Annotated in this window: 15 protein-coding genes; 8 read left to right on the forward strand and 7 right to left on the reverse strand. The window is 72.3% G+C overall.

The window, feature by feature from the left end; translation table 11 throughout:
- Window positions 1-179 precede the first annotated feature (179 nt).
- Window positions 180-383, reverse strand: a complete 204-nt coding sequence (locus AFE02nite_RS15110) for a hypothetical protein (protein WP_146819962.1) — start codon at window positions 381-383, stop codon at window positions 180-182.
- An 88-nt stretch (window positions 384-471) separates the two neighbouring features.
- Between AFE02nite_RS15110 and AFE02nite_RS15115 the strand changes: the two genes are divergently transcribed.
- Entirely contained in the window at window positions 472-984 is a 513-nt protein-coding gene (locus AFE02nite_RS15115; protein ID WP_146819963.1) for a methyltransferase family protein, read from the forward strand.
- A gap of 348 nt (window positions 985-1,332) precedes the next feature.
- Here AFE02nite_RS15115 and AFE02nite_RS15120 read toward each other — a convergent pair whose 3' ends face one another.
- Together AFE02nite_RS15120 and AFE02nite_RS15125 are read right to left on the reverse strand one after the other, a co-directional pair.
- Window positions 1,333-1,737: a cupin domain-containing protein gene (locus tag AFE02nite_RS15120; RefSeq protein ID WP_034250103.1), complete on the reverse strand. Its 405-nt coding sequence runs from the start codon at window positions 1,735-1,737 to the stop codon at window positions 1,333-1,335.
- 118 nt (window positions 1,738-1,855) lie between these two features.
- The gene (locus AFE02nite_RS15125) at window positions 1,856-2,914 is read right to left on the reverse strand and encodes a YihY/virulence factor BrkB family protein (RefSeq protein ID WP_146819975.1); all 1,059 of its coding nucleotides are present in this window, start codon (window positions 2,912-2,914) and stop codon (window positions 1,856-1,858) included.
- 636 nt (window positions 2,915-3,550) lie between these two features.
- On the opposite strand from AFE02nite_RS15125, the gene AFE02nite_RS15130 reads away from it, so the two are divergent.
- From AFE02nite_RS15130 to AFE02nite_RS15150, 5 genes are all read left to right on the forward strand, one after another.
- Window positions 3,551-4,861, forward strand: coding sequence for an ABC transporter substrate-binding protein (locus AFE02nite_RS15130; protein WP_034247992.1), 1,311 nt, complete (start codon window positions 3,551-3,553; stop codon window positions 4,859-4,861).
- A gap of 132 nt (window positions 4,862-4,993) precedes the next feature.
- Window positions 4,994-6,025 carry a carbohydrate ABC transporter permease gene (locus AFE02nite_RS15135; RefSeq protein WP_034247991.1) on the forward strand — a complete coding sequence of 344 codons (1,032 nt, stop codon included), beginning with the start codon at window positions 4,994-4,996 and terminating at the stop codon, window positions 6,023-6,025.
- Window positions 6,022-6,936, forward strand: coding sequence for a carbohydrate ABC transporter permease (locus tag AFE02nite_RS15140; RefSeq protein ID WP_146819964.1), 915 nt, complete (start codon window positions 6,022-6,024; stop codon window positions 6,934-6,936). Before AFE02nite_RS15135 ends, AFE02nite_RS15140 begins: the two co-directional genes overlap by 4 nt.
- A complete protein-coding gene (locus AFE02nite_RS15145; RefSeq protein WP_261765657.1) occupies window positions 6,933-8,450 on the forward strand; it encodes a GH1 family beta-glucosidase in 1,518 nt (505 codons plus the stop codon). Before AFE02nite_RS15140 ends, AFE02nite_RS15145 begins: the two co-directional genes overlap by 4 nt.
- A gap of 2 nt (window positions 8,451-8,452) precedes the next feature.
- Window positions 8,453-9,499, forward strand: a complete 1,047-nt coding sequence (locus tag AFE02nite_RS15150; protein WP_034247990.1) for a LacI family DNA-binding transcriptional regulator — start codon at window positions 8,453-8,455, stop codon at window positions 9,497-9,499.
- A gap of 46 nt (window positions 9,500-9,545) precedes the next feature.
- Here AFE02nite_RS15150 and AFE02nite_RS15155 read toward each other — a convergent pair whose 3' ends face one another.
- The 3 genes from AFE02nite_RS15155 to AFE02nite_RS15165 all read right to left on the reverse strand — a co-directional run bounded on the left by AFE02nite_RS15155 (window position 9,546) and on the right by AFE02nite_RS15165 (window position 14,819).
- Window positions 9,546-10,169, reverse strand: a complete 624-nt coding sequence (locus tag AFE02nite_RS15155) for a 2-oxoacid:acceptor oxidoreductase family protein (RefSeq protein WP_186814579.1) — start codon at window positions 10,167-10,169, stop codon at window positions 9,546-9,548.
- A gap of 68 nt (window positions 10,170-10,237) precedes the next feature.
- On the reverse strand, window positions 10,238-12,538 hold the full coding sequence (locus AFE02nite_RS15160; protein ID WP_052113560.1) for a putative bifunctional diguanylate cyclase/phosphodiesterase: 2,301 nt from the start codon (window positions 12,536-12,538) through the stop codon (window positions 10,238-10,240).
- A gap of 1 nt (window position 12,539) precedes the next feature.
- On the reverse strand, window positions 12,540-14,819 hold the full coding sequence (locus tag AFE02nite_RS15165) for a putative bifunctional diguanylate cyclase/phosphodiesterase (RefSeq protein WP_034244899.1): 2,280 nt from the start codon (window positions 14,817-14,819) through the stop codon (window positions 12,540-12,542).
- A 175-nt stretch (window positions 14,820-14,994) separates the two neighbouring features.
- Between AFE02nite_RS15165 and AFE02nite_RS15170 the strand changes: the two genes are divergently transcribed.
- Together AFE02nite_RS15170 and AFE02nite_RS15175 are read left to right on the forward strand one after the other, a co-directional pair.
- Window positions 14,995-16,329, forward strand: a complete 1,335-nt coding sequence (locus AFE02nite_RS15170) for a UDP-glucose dehydrogenase family protein (protein ID WP_034244903.1) — start codon at window positions 14,995-14,997, stop codon at window positions 16,327-16,329.
- 93 nt (window positions 16,330-16,422) lie between these two features.
- Entirely contained in the window at window positions 16,423-17,028 is a 606-nt protein-coding gene (locus AFE02nite_RS15175) for a class I SAM-dependent methyltransferase (RefSeq protein WP_186814580.1), read from the forward strand.
- 18 nt (window positions 17,029-17,046) lie between these two features.
- Here AFE02nite_RS15175 and AFE02nite_RS17520 read toward each other — a convergent pair whose 3' ends face one another.
- Window positions 17,047-17,799, reverse strand: coding sequence for a glycosyltransferase family protein (locus tag AFE02nite_RS17520; RefSeq protein WP_186814581.1), 753 nt, complete (start codon window positions 17,797-17,799; stop codon window positions 17,047-17,049).
- Window positions 17,800-17,864: the final 65 nt, after the last annotated feature.

The raw sequence follows: 17,864 nt of genomic DNA on the forward strand, positions 1-17,864 counted from the left end.
TCATCACCCGGAGCTGGTGGTCACCCATGCTCTGAAGTATTTCCGGGACGCGACGGGCATAGATGGGACCTTGGCCCTTTTGCACGGTCCGTTGTCACCCGGCTGGAGCAGCACAGGCGGCCGACCTCGGCGGATGTGCCCGCCGACGCCGGACTTCGCACGTGCCGCGGGCGCGAGCCTCACGCGCAGACGACGCAACCCACCATCGATCGGCCGGAGAGCTCGATGCGTCGCTGGGCCGACCCGCGCACCGCGAAGGCCCGCGCGACGGCGTCGGCGGCGCGGCGGAGCCGGCGTGAGCCGCCCCGCCGTCCGGCGCGGAGCTCGGCGAGCAGCTCGGCGTGCATGGCGTGGTGCAGCAGCAGGAGGGACTCGGGAGACATCACGCTCTGCCTTTCATAGACAACCATCGATGGCTCGACTGTGGACTAACCATCGACAGTTGTCAATGCCTTATGGGATGCTGGGGCCATGCCGTCGTCGCCCGCGCACGCCCTCGCTGCCGCCCTCGCCCGGCGCCCGGGCTGGGGCCGCTGGATCGGGCCCGACGACGCCGTCGTCGTCGCCCAGGCGGCCTGCCTCGCCGCCCTGGCCTGGCCCGGGCGGCCGCGCTGGCGGCTGGGCCCCGGCGCAGCGGCGGCCGCGGGCACCGCCATGGTGGCCGGCGCGACGTTCGCGGTCGCGGCCGGGTCCGCCCACGGCACCCGCCTGACGCCGCGGGTCGAGCCGCCCGACGACGCGCCGCTTCTCACGACCGGGCCCTACGCCGTCAGCAGGAACCCGATCTACGGCGGGCTGCTCCTCGGCACGTCCGGGTGGGCCGTGCTGCGCCGACGGCCCGAGCCGCTGCTCGCCTGGGGTGCGCTGCTCGCCGTCCTGACCAGGAAGGCCGTGCGCGAGGAGCGTCGCCTCGCCGCCCGTTACGGGCCGACCTTCGAGGCCTACCGCGCGCGGACGCCCCGCTTCCTCGGCCTGCCCCGCTGACGCCGCACCCACCGGCTCCCGCGTACACGGACCGCCGCACCCACCAGCTCCCGCGGACACAGACCGCCGCGCGCCTGCACGCCCTCCACGCACCGTCGCACCAGCTCCCGCGGGCACAGACCGCCGCGCGCCTGCACGCCCTCCACGCACCGTCGCACCAGCTCCCGCGGGCACAGACCGCCGCGCTTGGGACTGCTGGTGCTGGTGAGGCTGATGGGACGCCCCACGGTGCGCACTGGTCACATCAGTCACAAGAGCGGCGGCGGGTGCGCGGAGGCGGGCGTCGGCGGCGGGTGCACGGAGGCGGGCGTCGGCCGCGGGTGCATGGGCCGGGCGTCGGCGGCGGGGTCAGGAGGCGTCCGACGACGCCGGCGGCTCGTCCTTGCCCGCCTCCTCCAGCTCGTCCGCCTGCTCCTTGGTCGCGTGCACGGCCTGGTCGGCGTGCTCCGGCGGGCCGTACACCGTGTAGAGGATCAGGGGGTTCTCCCCCGTGTTGAGGAAGTTGTGCTTGCGCCCGGCGGGGACGACGACGAGGTCACCCGCCGCCACCTTGCGCTTCTGCCCGCTGACCACCGCCTCGCCGACGCCGCTGACGAACGTGAGGATCTGGTCCACCCCCTCGTGGATCTCCTCGCCGATCTCGCCGCCCGGCGGGATGGTCATGACCACCAGCTGCGTGTGCTCGCCCGTCCAGAGCACCCGGCGGAAGTCGGGGCTCTCCTCGGCGACGGTAGCGATCGTGTAGTGCTCCACGGCTCTCCTTCGATGGTTGGGGACACGATGGTCGGGGAAACGATGGCGGGCTCAGGCCCCGGTCGGGCTCGGGCCCCGGTCGGGCTCAGGCCCGGTCGGGCTCAGCACCCGGTCGGGCTCAGGACGCCGCGCCCGCCCTCCGGCCGCGGGCGAGGCGCAGGGCGCGGCCGGCGGCGACCGCCTGCGCGCCCTTGGTGCGGCGCTTGGCGCTCGCGCGCGTGTCACGCGGCGGCAGCTGCAGGGTCTCCTCGGCGGCGATGCCGGCCTGCAGCTCGCGGGCCCGCTCGAGCTCGGCGTCGAGCTCCGCGCCGAACAGCAGGGCGTTGTTGGTGATCCACAGCCACAGCAGGAAGACGATGACGCCCGCGAGCGCCCCGTAGGTCTCCCCGTAGCGGCCGAACGTGGCGACGTAGAACGCGAACCCGGCTGTGCCGAGCGCCCACACGAGGAGCGCCACGAAGGACCCGACGCTGATCCAGCGGAACCTCGGCTGCCGCACGTTCGGCGTGGCCCAGTAGAGCAGGGCGATGGTCAGGGCCACGAGCACCGCGATGACGAGCCACTTGGCGATGTCCCAGACGGTGACCGCGACGTCGCTGAGCCCGATGGCGCCGCCGATCGCCTCCGCGACCGGCCCGGAGAGCACCATCGCGGCGAGGGTGACGGCGACGAGCAGCACCGTCACGAGGGTCACGAGCAGCAGGACCGGCCGGAGCTTCCAGAACGGCCGCCCCTCGTCGATCTCGTAGATCCGGTTCATCGCACGCGAGAACGCGGCGACGTAGCCCGACGCCGACCACAGCGCCACGACCAGGCCGGTGATCAGCGCGATGCCGGCGCGGTCCTGCGACGCGAGGTCCTCCACCACCGTCTGGACCTGCTGGAGGTCGAGGTCGCCGGCCATCTCGTCGACGAGCGCCATGACCCGGTCGACGACCACCTGCGCGTCGCCGAAGAGGCCGAACACGGAGACCAGCGCCAGGACCGCCGGGAACAGCGCCAGGACGGCGAAGTAGGTCAGGGCTGCGGCGAGGTCGGTCGCGTTGTCGGTCTGGAACTCGCGCACGGTCATCCGCAGCGCGTACCGCCAGGACGGCCGCGTCAGGTCCGGGGGCGACGGCGGCTTGCGCGGGTCCTCCGGGTCCGGGGCGTCCGCCCGGTCGACGGCGGCGCCGATCGTCGCCGACGGGTCCGCCGGAGGCGTGCTCGCCGGCCCGTCGGCCGGCGCCGCGTGCGCGCCGCGCGTGCGGAACCGGTCGAGGTGGTCGGGGTCGTCCGTGGTCACGAGTCGAGGATCACCCGGCGGCGCGCGCAGCGCGCGCCGAGCGGCCGTCCCCAGGCGGTCCGGGAGCCCTGGGACGGCGCCCAGCGGCCCACCCGCCACGCGCCGCAGGCTGCGTCCGACGGCGTGCACGGCGGCGTCGGGGCGCGGGAGCGCCGTCTTGGTGGTCGCGCAACCACAGATCGGGCCGTTCTTGCGTGGTCGCGCGACCATCCAGCCGGGCGGGACGGGCGTGGTTGCGCGACCACCCCAAACGGCTGAGCGACGCGAACGCGGCGCGTTCGGGGCGTTTCAGAGGCGCGCCGGGGGGTCACAGTTCGATTACGAGGTTTGACACCGGTAGGTGCCGGGCAGCACGGTTGCCACACACGCACTGAGACCGGTCTCACCGTCGAGACGGGTCTTGTCCCTATGTGACTGAGACCGGTCCCAGAGCGTGCGCACAGACGGCCGACGGCGGCAGACCCGTCGCCGGCAGCACAGGCGACGCAGGAGGCACCGGCGTCGTCGACGAGACGAAGGAGTCCATCAGTGCGCACGACGAGGAAGCGGGCGTTCGCGCTCGTCGCCGGCATGTCCACCATCGCGCTCCTGGCGAGCGCGTGCGGCGGCAGCGGCGACGACACGACCGACGAGCCGGCCGGCGACGGCGGCACCGAGACCACCGACGAGGAGATCACGCTCACGATCTCCACGTTCAACGAGTGGGGCTACGACACGCTGCTCGACCAGTACATGGAAGAGCACCCGAACATCACGATCGAGCACAACAAGTTCGCCACATCGAACGAGGCTCGCGACCAGTTCAACACCTCGCTCGCCGCGGGCTCCGGCCTCGCCGACGTCGTCGGCGTCGAGGTCGACTGGATGCCGGAGATCATGCAGTACTCCGACCAGTTCGTGGACCTGGCCTCCGACTCCGTCGAGGGTCGCTGGCAGGACTGGAAGGTCGGCCAGGCCACCACGCCCGACGGCAAGCTCGTCGGCTACGGCATCGACATCGGCCCGGAGGCCATCGCCTACCGCGCCGACCTCTTCGAGGCCGCGGGCCTGCCGTCCGACCGTGAGGCCGTCGCCGAGCTCTTCGGTGGCGAGGGCGCCACGTGGGACGACTTCTTCGCCGTCGGCGACCAGTTCACGGCCAACTCGGACGTCCCGTTCTACGACTCGGGCGCCGCGATCTACCAGGGCATGATCAACCAGATCGAGGCCGCGTACGAGGACCCCGAGAGCAACGACATCGTTGCCGTCGACAACTCCGAGGTCAAGGACATCTACGACACGATCATGTCGCACACCGACCTCTCGGCCGGCCTGCAGCAGTGGAACGAGGACTGGGTCAACTCGTTCCAGAACAACGGCTTCGCCGTGATGCTCGCGCCGTCCTGGATGCTCGGCGTCATCTCCGGCAACGCCGAGGGCGTGACCGGTTGGGACATCGCCAACGTCTTCCCCGGCGGCGGCGGCAACTGGGGTGGCTCCTTCCTCACGGTTCCGACGCAGTCGTCGCACCCTGAGGAGGCCAAGGCTCTCGCCGACTGGCTGACCGCGCCCGAGCAGCAGCTCGTCGCCTTCCAGACCACCGGCAACTTCCCGAGCCAGGTCGAGGCGCAGAACTCCGACGAGCTCGGCACGATCACGAACGAGTTCTTCAACAACGCCCCCATCGGCACGATCTTCGCCGAGCGCGCCGCGGCCGTGACCGTGGCGCCGTACAAGGGCCCGAACTACTTCGCGATCAACGACGCGATGGCCCAGGCCATCAACCGCGTCGAGGTGGACGGCACCGACGACGCCGCGTCGTCGTGGGCCAAGTGGGTCGAGGCCGTCCAGGCGCTCTGACTCTCCCGGCCGGGCCGTCGGCTCCCCTTTGCCGGCGGCCCGGCCGCACCCCTGCCCGACGGCGGCGCGCACCCCGTCGTCGGGCGTCGTCCACCCTGAGCCCCGCTGGGCTCGAGCACCCCAAGGACCCGCATGTCCACGCAGATCCCGACCCGACCCGGGCGCGCACGCGGCGCCGCGGCCACCGCCCCTTCCGCTCCCCCGCGCCGCATCGGCTTCCGCCAGACGCTCGGCCGCTGGGACGTGAAGATCTCGCCCTACCTGTACATCTCGCCGTTCTTCATCGTCTTCGCGATCACCGGCCTGTTCCCGCTGCTGTACACCGGCTTCGTCTCGGTGCACGAGTGGGACCTGCTCGGCGGTCAGGGCGACTTCGTGGGGCTCGAGAACTTCACGACGGTGCTCGACCAGGCGTTCTTCTGGAAGGCCCTGCGCAACACCATCTCGATCTTCCTGCTGTCGTCGGTGCCGCAGGTGCTGATGGCCCTGATGCTGGCCGCGCTGCTGCACGCGAACCTGCGCGCGCGGACCTTCTGGCGGATGGGCGTGCTGCTCCCCTACGTCGTCGCACCGGTCGCGGTCACGCTCGTCTTCTCCAAGATGTTCGCCGACGACTCGGGCATGATCAACGCGATCCTCGGCCAGGTCGGCATGGACCCGATCGCCTGGCACTCCGACCCGTTCTGGTCGCACGTGGCCATCGCGTCGATGGTCAACTTCCGCTGGACCGGCTACAACACGCTGATCTTCCTGGCCGCGATGCAGGCGATCCCGCAGGACCTGTACGAGGCCGCTGTCATCGACGGCGCCTCCCGCATCCGCCAGTTCTTCTCTGTCACGATCCCGATGGTGCGGCCGACGATCATCTTCGTGGTCATCACCTCCACCATCGGCGGCCTGCAGATCTACGACGAGCCACGGATGTTCGACAACTTCGGCCAGGGCGGGAACGACCGCCAGTGGCTGACCGTGACGCTCTACCTGTACGAGCTCGGCTGGCGTAACACGAACCTCGGCCGCGCCGCCGCGGTCGCCTGGCTGCTCTTCCTCGTCATCGTGATCTTCGCGATCGGCAACTACCTGATCACCCGGCGGATCGCCGCCGAGCCGACCCTGCGCACCACGCGTGGGGCGAAGCGCGTCGCTGGAAGGAGCGCACGATGAGCGCCCCCTCGATCCCCGTGATCCGCCAGACCGCCGGTGCCGGCGCCGCCCGGAGCGCCGCCCGGCGGCGCAAGACCGGCGTCGGCTCGGAGCGGCGTCCGCGCTGGCTCACGTACACGCTGCTCAGCCTGGCGATCCTCGTCTCCGCGTACCCGCTGTACTTCGCCGTCCAGCTGGCCTCGTCCACCTCGGCCGAGATCGCGCAGAACCCGATCCCCAAGCTGCTGCCCTCCGGCGAGCTGTTCACCAACCTCAAGCGCGTGCTCGAAGCCGACATCGACCTGTGGCAGGCGATCCTCAACTCGATCATCGTGTCCACGGCGACCGCCGTGTCCGTCGTGATGTTCGCGACGCTCGCGGGCTACTCGTTCGCCAAGCTGCGCTTCCGCGGCCGCCGCCAGCTGCTGGTCTTCGTGATCGCGACGATGGCGGTGCCCACCCAGCTCGGCGTCGTCCCGCTGTTCATCGTCATGCGTGAGCTCGACCTGGTCGGGAGCCTGTGGGCCGTGATCTTGCCGGGCATGGTGACGGCGTTCGGCGTCTTCTGGATGACGCAGTACCTGGACGCGGCGCTCCCTTACGAGCTCATCGAGGCCGCGCGCGTCGACGGCGCGAGCATGATCCGCACGTTCTGGAACGTGGCCCTCCCGGCCGCGCGTCCGGCCGCCGCGATGCTCGGGCTCTTCACGTTCATCGCGTCGTGGACGAACTTCTTCTGGCCGTCGATCGTGCTCGGCACGAAGAACCCGACGCTGCCGGTCGCCCTCCAGCTGCTGCAGGCGGGCTTCTTCAAGGACATCGCGCTGATCATGGCCGGCGTCGTCATCTCCGTCATCCCGCTCATCGCCTTGTTCATCGTGGCGGGCCGACAGCTGGTGGCGGGCATCATGCAGGGCGCGGTGAAGGGATGAGCAGCACCATGACGGTCAGTGGCCCCACCACGGGCACCTCCCGGACCTCCCCGGCGACCGAGACCGAGGGCGACCCCGCCGGCAATCGGCGGGTCTTCCCCCCGGGCTTCCTGTGGGGGGCGGCCACGGCGGCGTTCCAGATCGAGGGCGCCGCTGCCGAGGACGGCCGCACCCCCTCCATCTGGGACACGTTCTGCCGGGTGCCGGGCGCCGTCGTCGGCGGGGACCACGGCGACGTGGCCTGCGACCACTACCACCGCTGGCCGGAGGACCTGGACCTGATGTCCCGTCTGGGGCTGCAGGCCTACCGGTTCTCGACGTCGTGGCCGCGCATCGTGCCGGAGCCGGGGCGGATCGAGCCGCGCGGGCTGGACTTCTACTCCCGGCTCGTGGACGGCCTGCTCGAGCGGAACATCCAGCCGTGGCTGACCCTCTACCACTGGGACCTGCCGCAGTGGCTGGAGGACCTGGGCGGCTGGACCAACCGCGACGTCGCCGACCGGATGACGGAGTACGCGCTGGCCCTGCACGACCGTCTGGGCGACCGGGTGCGGCACTGGAGCACGCTGAACGAGCCGTGGTGCTCGGCGTTCCTCGGCTACTCGGGCGGCCAGCACGCGCCGGGCCGGCAGGAGCCGCAGGCCGCGGTCTCGGCGATGCACCACCTGCTGCTCGCGCACGGACGCACCGCCCGGGCCCTGCGCTCGGTGGACCGGGACATCACGCTCGGCTTCACCGTGAACTGCACGGTGTCCGACGCCGCGCACCCGTGGCACCCGGAGGACGCCGTGCTCGCGCGGCGCACCGAGATGCTGCTGCAGGAGGTGTTCCTCGAGCCGGCCCTCCTCGGCCGCTACCCCGAGGGCGCCGCCGAGGCGTACGCGTCGGCGGGCGTCACGATCCCCGTGCGCGACGGCGACCTGGCGGAGATCGCCGCCCCCGTCGACTTCGTGGGCGTGAACTACTACAACGGCGGCGCGGTCTGCGCGCTCGACGTGCCCGAGGACGAGGCCCTGCCCACCCAGGCCGCGGTGACGCGGCCGACGTCGGACCCGAACGTGGGTCTCGGGTCCTCGACGCTCGTGTCGCGGCGGCTGCCGCGCACGGCGATGGACTGGGAGGTGCAGCCCGACGGGCTGCGCCGCCTGCTCGAGTACCTGCACCGCGAGTACACCGGCCCGGCCGGCATCCCGCTGTACGTCACGGAGAACGGCGCCGCGTTCGACGACGTCGTCTCCCCCGACGGCTCCGTGGACGACGCCGAGCGGACCGCGTACGTGCTGGACCACCTGGCCGCGGTGGCGGATGCGGCGGCCCGCGGCGCGGACGTGCGCGGGTACTTCGTGTGGTCGCTGCTCGACAACTTCGAGTGGGCGTACGGCTACGCGAAGCGGTTCGGCGTGGTGCACGTGGACTTCGCGACGCAGCGGCGGACGCCGAAGCGCAGCGCCCTCGCCTACGCGGCGGTCATCCGGTCCGGGGGGCTCGGCGGGGCAGGTACGGTCGGTCCGTGACCATGGAGACGCCGGTCGCCGGGACGACGTCGACACGTCCCGGTCGCACGGGTGCGCCGACGATCCGGCAGGTCGCGGCGCTGGCCGGCGTCTCCCGCGCGACGGCGTCGCGGGTGATCAACGGCGGGCACCTCGTCAGCGAGGAGGCCCGCAAGGCGGTCGAGGCCGCGATCGCCGAGCTGAAGTTCGTCCCGAACCCGGTCGCGCGGTCGCTGGCCACGCGCCGCACCGGCTCGGTCGCGCTCATCGTGCCCGAGCCGAACCGCCGGCTGCTCACGGACCCGTTCTTCGCGGGGATCGTCGACGGGCTGTCGATGGCGCTCGAGCACGAGGGCCTGCAGATGGTCCTCCTCATCGCGCGGGACGCGGCGAGCGCCCGCAAGGCGGGGCGCTACGCGATCACGGGTCACGTGAACGGCGCGGTCGTCGCGTCGCACCACCGGGACGACGGGCTCAACCGGGCCCTGGTCTCCTCGGGCCTGCCGACCGTGTTCATCGGTCGCCCGCTGGACCTGCCGGTGTCGCACTACGTGGACACGGACAACACCGGCGGCGCCCGGCTCGCCACCCAGCACCTGGTGCAGCGGGGCTGCCGGCGGATCGGCACCATCGCCGGCCCGGGCGACATGACGGCGGGCCTGGACCGCCTGGTCGGCTGGCGCGAGGCGCTGGCGGCCGCCGGCATGCCCGACGACGCGGTCGAGTTCGGGGACTTCACGGCGCGCAGCGGCGCGGAGGCGATGGAGCGGCTGCTCGACCGGGTGCCGGACCTGGACGCCGTGTTCGTCGCGAACGACCTCATGGCCTCGGGCGCGATGCTCGCGCTGACCGCGCGCGGGCTGTCCGTGCCGGACGACGTCGCGGTGTTCGGCTTCGACGACATCGGCGTGGCGGAGAGCACCGACCCGCCGCTGAGCACCGTCGTCCAGCCGCTGGCCGACATGGCGGCCCGGGCCGGGACGCTCCTGGCCGCGATGCTGCGCGACGAGCCGGTGCCGACGGAGCCCGCGCTGTTCAGCCCGCGCCTGGTGCTCCGCGAGTCGGCCTGACGGTGGGGCCACGGCGCCGGGCCTGGGATCCCCGACGCCGTGGCGGTCAGCCGGCCTGCTCGACGCTGGCGAGCAGGGTGTAGGCCGCCTCCGCGGCGGCCAGGGCGCCGCGCACGGCGCGGCGTGAGCTGTGCCGGCGGGTGCGCTCGGTGATGGCGTGCTCGACCGCCGCGAAGCTCGCCACGCCGGTCAGGGCCGCGAGCGCGCCCAGGAGCGCGGAGTTCGGCATCGGGCGGCCGAGGTGGGTGCGGGCGAGCTCGCTGGCGGGGACGGCGGCCGCGTGGTGCGGCGGCAGGGCGGCGGCGACGGGGCCGAGGCCCAGCTCCGCGGGACGGTGGGGGGTGTCCAGCAGCAGCCAGCCGTCCCGCGCCAGGCCGTCGAGGACGTCGACGGCGCCCATGACGCTCACGTCGCGCACGACGACGACGCGCGGGTCCGCCAGGGGCGCGGTGCCCGGAGTGGCGTCGTTGATGCGGCAGCAGCAGACGAGCGGCGCCCCGGTGCGCTGGGCGCCGAAGGACCAGGCGGACGCGGGGTGCCCGTCGTGGCGGACGGCGAGGGCCAGCCCCTCGGCGAGGGCGAGCACGCCCTGCCCGCCGCGGCCGTGGAAGCGCACGCCGACGACGTCCCCCGCGGCGACGGCCGCGGACACACCGGTGGTCACGATCACGGGTGCCCCCCTCCGTGCCCTGTCTACCGGCCGCGGTCGGCCCGATGCGCGGGACCTACGTCCACGCGTCAGATCATCCGCTGGCCCTGTGCCACCCCGGCGCGCAGGATCCGCGGCACGCGGTCCTCGATGACCCCGACCAGGGCCTCGATCTGGTCCGCCGGTACGGGCCTGCCGAGCCCGAAGCCCTGGGCGACGTCGCAGCCCATGTCGCGCAGGCTCATGAAGGTGGAGTCGTCCTCGACGCCCTCGGCGACCACGGTCATGCCGAGGTTGCGGGCGAGCTCGATGGTGGACCGCACGATGGCGGCGCACGCGTCGTCGTCGATCATCCCGGTGACGAAGGAGCGGTCGATCTTGAGCCGGTGCACGGGCAGGCGCTGCAGGTGCGCGAGGGAGGAGTAGCCGGTGCCGAAGTCGTCGATGGAGAGCACGACGCCGAGGTGGGCGAGCGCCTGGAGCACCTCCATCGAGCGTTCGGGGTCGACGAGCGCCATCGTCTCCGTGAGCTCGAGCTCGAGCACGTTCCGGTCCATGCCGTGCTGGGCGAGCAAGCGCTCGACGCGCTTGGCGAACGTCGGGTCCAGAAGGTCACGCACGGACAGGTTCGCGGCGACGCGCAGTGGCGTGCCTGCCTCGCGCCACTCGACCGCCTGACGGAGCACCCGGTCGAGCATGTAGAACGTGAGCGGCCGGATCAGCCCCGTGCGCTCGGCGGCGGGGATGAAGGCGGCAGGTGGTAGCAGGCCGTGCACGGGGTGCGCCCACCGCACGAGCGCCTCGACGCCGCGCACCTCGCCCGTCGCGACGTCGACCTGGGGCTGGTAGTACACGACGATCTCCTCGCGCTCGAGGGCGCGGGAGAGCTCGCTCATGAGGTGCGGCGCGAGCACGCCGTCCGACGGCATGCGGCCGGTGTAGCGGGCGACGCCCTCGGGCCGGTTGCGCGCCGCGGAGAGCGCGACGTCGGCGCGTTGCAGGAGCTCGGCGCCGTCGGCGCCGTCGTCGGGCCCGACGGCGACCCCCACGAGCGCGTCCACCGAGACCGACACGTCGGAGAGGGTGAAGGCGGTGGTCAGGGACTGGCGCAGCCGGGCGGCCCACTCGACGGCGTCGACGTGGCGGTCCTCGCCCGCGTCGACGACGACAGCGAACGCGTCCCCGGCGAGACGGGCGGCGGTCCCGAGCTCGCCCACCTCGGCCTGGACACGGGCTGCGGCGGCGCTCAGCAGCTCGTCGCCGACGCGGTAGCCGAGGGTGTCGGTGATCTCGGTGAGCCGGTCCAGCGCCACGATGAGCACGAGGATGGGTTGGCGGGAGGCGGCCTCGGCGCGGCGGTCGAGCAGCGTGGCGAAGTGCCGGCTGGTGGCCAGGCCGGTCAGGCCGTCGGTCTGGGCGGCGCGCGCGAGCTGGGCGGCCTGCTCGCGCATCCGGGCGGCCGCGATGCCCAGGCGCAGGCAGACGAGGGCGATGACTGCGACGGCGGCGCAGATCGACGCGGCGCTGTCCACGGGCACACCCACAAGGATCTGGACGCCGGGCACGGACGGGACGACGACGAGGGCGCCTCCGAGCAGGGCGATCTGCCGGGCGCTGATCGGCCGTACGGCCTCGTCGCCCGGCACCGGGCGCAGACCGGACATCGACCGGTACGCGGGCGCCGCGCCGAGCAGCAGGTACGCGAGGAGCCACCAGGAGTGGATGAGCTGCTGCGCGGAGCCGATGTCGGGGAAGCGCACGGCGAGCGTCTGCAGCAGGTCGCCGACGAAGACCGACAGGAAGGCGAGGCCGACGAGGCTCAGGCCGAGCCGCCGGTGCCGTTCGACGCGGGCGAGGTAGCCGACCTGGAACACGATGAGCACGTCGAACGCCAGGTAGGCGAGGGTCGCGTAGCTGTCGATCGACACCGCCCCGGCGGACTCCCACACGGGCGAGACGAACGAGACGTACATGACCAGCGCGACGACGACGGCCACGATGAGGCCGTCGACGACGGCGTCCATGTCGATGCGCGAACGGCGCGAGCGGGCGATCGCGAACAGCGCTGCCGTGAAGAGCGCGTACCCGGCGAGGTAGAACGCGTCGGTGACGGGTGGGAACGCCTCACCGCCGGCGATGTGCCCGGCGAGGGCCCAGCCGGCGTCGCCGATCACCCAGGACAGCAGACCGACCAGGAGGAGCCACCACGCGGCCCGTGGCCGCGCGTCGGGCGCGCGCAGGCCCCACCAGGTCATCCCGACGGCGCCGAGGCCCAGGGCGAGGTAGGCGGCGTCGCGCCCGACTCCCTTGGGCAGGAGCAGCTGGCCGACGACCACCGCACCGGCGACGAGCCACCACACGCGACCGAGGGTCGCCGAACGGTCCGTCATGTCAGCCCACCTGCTGCGGCAGGACGAGGGTGTCGGCGAGGACGCCTGCCAGGCGGCGCTCGATGGCGTCGACGACGTCGAGCAGGCGGTCCGCCGGGACCGGCCTGCCCAGGCCGAAGCCCTGCGCGACGGCGCAGCCCATGTCGCGCAGCGCGAGGAGCGTGGCGTCGTCCTCGACGCCCTCGGCGACGACGGTGAGCCCGAGGTTGCGGGCCAGCTCGACGGTGGAGCGCACGATGGCGACGCTCGCGGAGTCGTGGACCATGCCCATGACGAAGGACCGGTCGATCTTCAGCCGCTGCACGGGCAGGCGCTGCAGGTAGGCGAGCGAGGAGTACCCGGTGCCGTAGTCGTCGACGGACAGCCGCACGCCCAGCTCGGCGAGGTCGTGCAGCACCCGCAGCGACCGGTTCGGGTCGACCATCGCCATGCTCTCGGTGACCTCGAGCTCGAGGAGCGACCGGTCGACGCCGTGCCGGGCCAGCGCCTGCTCGACCTCCTGGGGGAACTGCGCGTCCAGAAGGTCCCGCACGGAGAGGTTGACGGAGACGGCGAGGCGACGGCCGTCGGCGTGGAGGTCGGCGGCGTAGGCCAGCGCGCGGTCGAGCACCGCGCGCGTGATGGGGCGGATGAGGCCGGTCCGCTCGGCGGCGGGGATGAACGCCGCCGGTGGCAGGAGCCCGTGCACGGGGTGCTGCCACCGCACGAGGGCCTCGACCCCGATGACCTGCCCGGTGTCGACGGCCACCTGCGGCTGGTAGTGCAGCACGATCTGGTCGCTCGCGAGCGCGGCCGGGAGCTCGCTCATGAGATGGGGGGTGAGGGTGCCGTCGGCGGGCAGGCGGCCGGAGTAGCGGGCGACGCGGTCCGGCCGGCTGCGGGCGGCCGAGAGCGCGACGTCCGCCCGCTGCAGCAGCTCGGTCGGGGTGCCGCCGTCGTCGGGCCCGACGGCGACGCCGACGAGGCCGTCGATGGAGACGCTGACGTCGGAGAGGGTGAACGGCTCGCTGAGCTCGCTGCGCAGCTGGGAGGCGCACGTGGCGAGGTCGTCGGAGCGCATCGTGTGGTCGAAGACCACGACGCCGAACGCGTCGCCGCCGACGCGCGCGATCATGCCACGGTCGCCGAGGACGCCCGCGAGGCGCTGGCCCGCGGCCCGGAGCAGCTCGTCGGTGACGCGGAAGCCGAGCGTCTCCTTGATCTCGGCGAACCGGTCGAGGTTGACGAGCATGATCGGCACCCGCGGCTGCTCCGGGTCCGCGAGCCGGACGGCCACCTCGTCGGTGAACAGCCGCAGGTTCGGCAGGCCGGTGAGCGCGTCCGAGGCCGCGAGCGCCGCGAGCCGGTCGGACTGCCGCACCAGCTGGCGGGTCATCACCATCATCCGGACGAAGACCAGCAGGATCACGACGACGCCGGCCACTGCGAGCTCGACCGAGTCCGGGTCCTCGCCGAGCAGCCGCTGGACGAGCGCGGTACCGGGCAGCGCGAGCAGGCAGGCACCGAGGAAGGCGAGCTTGCCCAGGCCGGCGAACGCCGTCAGGGCGAGTCCCGGCTGCCGCTCCCCCGCCGCGGCCATGGACGGGTGCAGCGCCGCGCCGCCCAGGAGCAGGTATCCGGTCAGCCACAGGAAGTCGAGGCTGTTCCCGCCCTCGCCGACCCACGGCAGGTAGTCGACGAGGGCGAACAGCAGGTCGGCGGCCAGCGTGACGACGATGCCGAGGGCGAACATGCGCAGCGCGGGCGAGCGGAACCGGGTGTCCCCGGCGAGGTACGCCAGGTACATGAGCAGGACGACGTCGCCGAGCGGGTAGGCGGAGGCGACGGCGGCGCTGAGGAAGTCGGTCTCGGGAGACTCGAACGTCGGCCCGATCACGAGGATCCAGAGCACCGCGACGGCGACGGTGGCCACGAGGATCGCGTCGAGCATCGCCGTGGCGTCGCCGCGCGGGTTGCGCGCTCGCGCGAGGGCGCGCACGCCCGCGGCCAGCACCGGGTACGCGGCGATGTAGAGCACGTCGGCGACGCTCGGGAACGGGTCGATGTCGAGGACGTGGTCGAAGAGCGCCCACAGCGCGTCGCCGCCGGCCCACAGCCCGATACCGACGGCGAAGAGCACCCAGGGCGCGCGGGGCACGGGCCGGTGCCGGCGGATGCCGACCACCGTCATGACGACGGCGCCCACCGAGAAGCCGAGGTAGAGCAGGTCACGTCCGAGGCCGAGGGGCAGCGCCGACTCCACGGCGACGAGGACGCCGCCGAGCGCCAGCCACCGCCACATCGGACTCACCTCCACCTCATACCTGGCCATCGGCTTCCGGGGCGGCGGAGTGAAGGTCGTGAGCGGAGTGAAGATCGAGGTCGCGGGGTGAAAAGGGGACCCGGGGAGGGGGCGCCGACGCGATGCGGACGTAGGTGCCGGGTCTCCCGCGCCGCCCGCCTCTAGGCTGCCGCGCATGGGGGCGATCTCCGTCATCGGTTGCGGTTACCTGGGCGCGGTCCACGCGGCGTGCATGGCCGACCTCGGCCACCACGTCGTCGGCGTGGAGACCGACGCGGAGCGCCTGGCCGCGCTCGCGGCCGGGCGGGCGCCGTTCCACGAGCCAGGCTTCGACGAGCTCCTCGCCCGGGCCGTCGCCAGCGGCCGGCTGCGCTTCACCGCCGACATCGCGGACGCGGCCGATGCGCGGGTGCACTTCCTGTGCGTCGGTACCCCGCAGCGGCCCGACGGCGGCGCCGCCGATCTCACGTACGTGGACACCGCGTTCGAGGCGCTGCTGCCCCATCTGCGGGCACATGAAGCGGGGCGACCGGCGCTCGTCGTCGGCAAGTCCACGGTGCCGGTGGGCACGGCCGAGCGGCTGGCCGACCGGCTCGCCGAGGCGACCGGTGGCGCCGCGACACTGCTCTGGAACCCGGAGTTCCTGCGCGAGGGCTTCGCCATCCAGGACACCGTCTCCCCCGACCGCATCGTCTACGGGCTGCCCCCGGGCGAGGCCGGTGATGTGGCGCGCGAGACGCTCGATGCCGTGTACGCGGACGCGCTGGGGCGCGGGATCCCGCGGCTGACCACCGACTACGCGACGGCCCAGCTCGTGAAGGTGGCCGCCAACTCCTTCCTGGCGACGAAGATCTCGTTCATCAACGCGATGGCCGAGCTCTGCGAGGCGTCGGGAGGGGACGTGACCGAGCTCGCGCAGGCGATCGGCTACGACGAGCGGATCGGCCCGAAGTTCCTGCGTGCGGGCCTGGGCTTCGGCGGCGGCTGCCTCCCGAAGGACATCCGGGCGTTCATGGCGCGTGCGGGCGAGCTCGGGGCGGACGAGGCGCTGACGTTCCTACGCGAGGTCGACGCGGTGAACCTGCGGCGGCGTGCGCACGCGGTGAACCTGGCCATCGCCGCGTGCGACGGCGACGTGAGCGGCCGCCGGATCACGGTGCTCGGCGCCTCCTTCAAACCGGACAGCGACGACGTGCGCGACTCCCCCGCGCTGGCGGTCGCGTCGATGCTGCACGAGCGGGGTGCGGACGTCGTGGTGACCGATCCGGCCGCACTGGAGAACGTGCGCCGCGTCCGGCCGCTGCTCCCGGTAGAGCCGTCACTTGAGGCCGCCCTGAGTGGCGCGGAGCTCGTGCTCCTCGCGACGGAGTGGCGGGAGTACCTGGCGCTCGACCCCGTGGCGGCTGGCGCGCTGGCGGCGCGCCGGTCGATCCTCGACTGCCGGAACGCGCTGGACCCGGTGGCGTGGCGAAGCGCCGGGTGGACCTACAAGGCGATGGGGCGGAGTTGAGCCTGTGACAGATCGTCGCGACGGCAACAACCTCGCCCGATCCACTGTAACGTCACGACTTCTATCAAAGAGACCCACGGACGGAGACCCATCGTGGCAAGCCTACGCGGACTCGGCTATCTCGCCTCGCAATTGGCGCGATCCCCACGGCAGCTTAAGCACATCGCCAAATGGATCCGCGCCCGATCCGGCTCCCCTGTTGAACAGCGTCTGCCTTGGCTCCCGTTCGACGTCATCAACTTGCTCGAGGCCAACGTCTCCCCGGACTCGAAGGTCTTCGAGTTTGGGGGCGGCGGTTCCACGATGTGGTTCAGCGATCGGGTAGGCACGGTCGTGACCGTGGAGCACGACCCCACGTGGGCCCAAAGTCTCATTGCCGCCACCGACGGCAACCCTCGCACGAACATACTCGTTCATGACGATTCCGACGGATACGCCAACTACGTCGAGGCAATCCGCGCATTCCCAGACGAGTACTTCGACGTCATCGTCGTTGATGGCCGAGAACGGGTCAGGTGCACCGCTGAGGCCGCCGCCAAGGTCCGGCCGGGCGGCCTGCTTCTCCTGGATGACTCCGAGCGGCCCCGGTACGCGGGCGCCCACAACCTCCTCGCCGGATGGCCTAGCCAAGTGATCACAGGCCTAGCGCCCTTCAAACCTCAGGCAGGGACCACCACCGTATGGCGTAGACCGGAATAGGTACCCGGCCGCGCCGTCTCACGTCCGGCGCGCGATACCCAGCGCAAACTCAGCGATCGCCTCCGCCTTCTGTCGCCAATCCTGCTGGCGGGCCAGTTCCTCGCCGCCCGCGGGTCCGCCTTCGTGCAGCAGCCGGGACAACCCCGCGACGGCTTGCGCTGGGGAGTCATAAGTCTCGACTGCACCAGCGAGTGCTTCCGTGACGGGAGTCTTCGAAGCGAGAACGCCCAGGCCCGCGGCAAGGTACTCATACAACTTCATCGGACTCCGGCCGGAGTTCTCAGCCCGAGCGGTAAGGGGGAGCAAGCCCACTTTCGCCGCCGCGAGGAGCTGCGGGACCGCCGAGTACGGGGCCGCGCCGAGAAGGTTGACGTTCGCCGCGACATCGGGCACGTACCTTGGTACAGGTCCGTAGATCCGGAAATCGACCGCAGGAAACGCGGACGCCAGGACGGCCAGATCCTCCCAGGCGAACCGTTCGTCAAGGGCGCCGACGTAGACGACACCACCCCTCTCAACGTCCCCTCTGATCGCGAACCGGTCAAACTCCACACCGTTCTCAATCGTTATCGCGGGCATCGAGAGCGGCCCCAGGTCCCGAAGCACGGGCCTCGAAGTCGCCACCACAGCGTCGGCAACCCGAAGTGCCAGGTTCTGGTACGCGCGCGCCGCCCGGCCAACGTAGATGTCTGTCGGGCGATATACGACGCACCCTTGCCGCCCGAGTAGGCCGGCGACTCGAGCGAGCTTTGGCTGGTCGAGGAGCACCACATCGGGAGAACGGAACCCGTACCGCGCGAGCACACGCACAATCGGCCCAGCGGATCCAGCAGGCG

Source organism: Actinotalea fermentans, from assembly GCF_007991475.1.
GTDB classification, from domain to species: Bacteria; Actinomycetota; Actinomycetes; order Actinomycetales; family Cellulomonadaceae; genus Actinotalea; species Actinotalea fermentans.

What these genes read in the sequence shown, in the direction of transcription:
- AFE02nite_RS15145 (WP_261765657.1), top strand. Translation starts at nt 6,933, where the DNA reads ATGAGCAGCACCATGACGGTCAGTGGCCCCACCACGGGCACCTCCCGG.
- AFE02nite_RS15165 (WP_034244899.1), bottom strand. Translation starts at nt 14,819, where the DNA reads ATGTGGCGGTGGCTGGCGCTCGGCGGCGTCCTCGTCGCCGTGGAGTCG.
- AFE02nite_RS15160 (WP_052113560.1), bottom strand. Translation starts at nt 12,538, where the DNA reads ATGACGGACCGTTCGGCGACCCTCGGTCGCGTGTGGTGGCTCGTCGCC.
- AFE02nite_RS15110 (WP_146819962.1), bottom strand. Translation starts at nt 383, where the DNA reads ATGTCTCCCGAGTCCCTCCTGCTGCTGCACCACGCCATGCACGCCGAG.
- AFE02nite_RS15140 (WP_146819964.1), top strand. Translation starts at nt 6,022, where the DNA reads ATGAGCGCCCCCTCGATCCCCGTGATCCGCCAGACCGCCGGTGCCGGC.
- AFE02nite_RS15135 (WP_034247991.1), top strand. Translation starts at nt 4,994, where the DNA reads ATGTCCACGCAGATCCCGACCCGACCCGGGCGCGCACGCGGCGCCGCG.
- AFE02nite_RS15150 (WP_034247990.1), top strand. Translation starts at nt 8,453, where the DNA reads ATGGAGACGCCGGTCGCCGGGACGACGTCGACACGTCCCGGTCGCACG.
- AFE02nite_RS15115 (WP_146819963.1), top strand. Translation starts at nt 472, where the DNA reads ATGCCGTCGTCGCCCGCGCACGCCCTCGCTGCCGCCCTCGCCCGGCGC.
- AFE02nite_RS15170 (WP_034244903.1), top strand. Translation starts at nt 14,995, where the DNA reads ATGGGGGCGATCTCCGTCATCGGTTGCGGTTACCTGGGCGCGGTCCAC.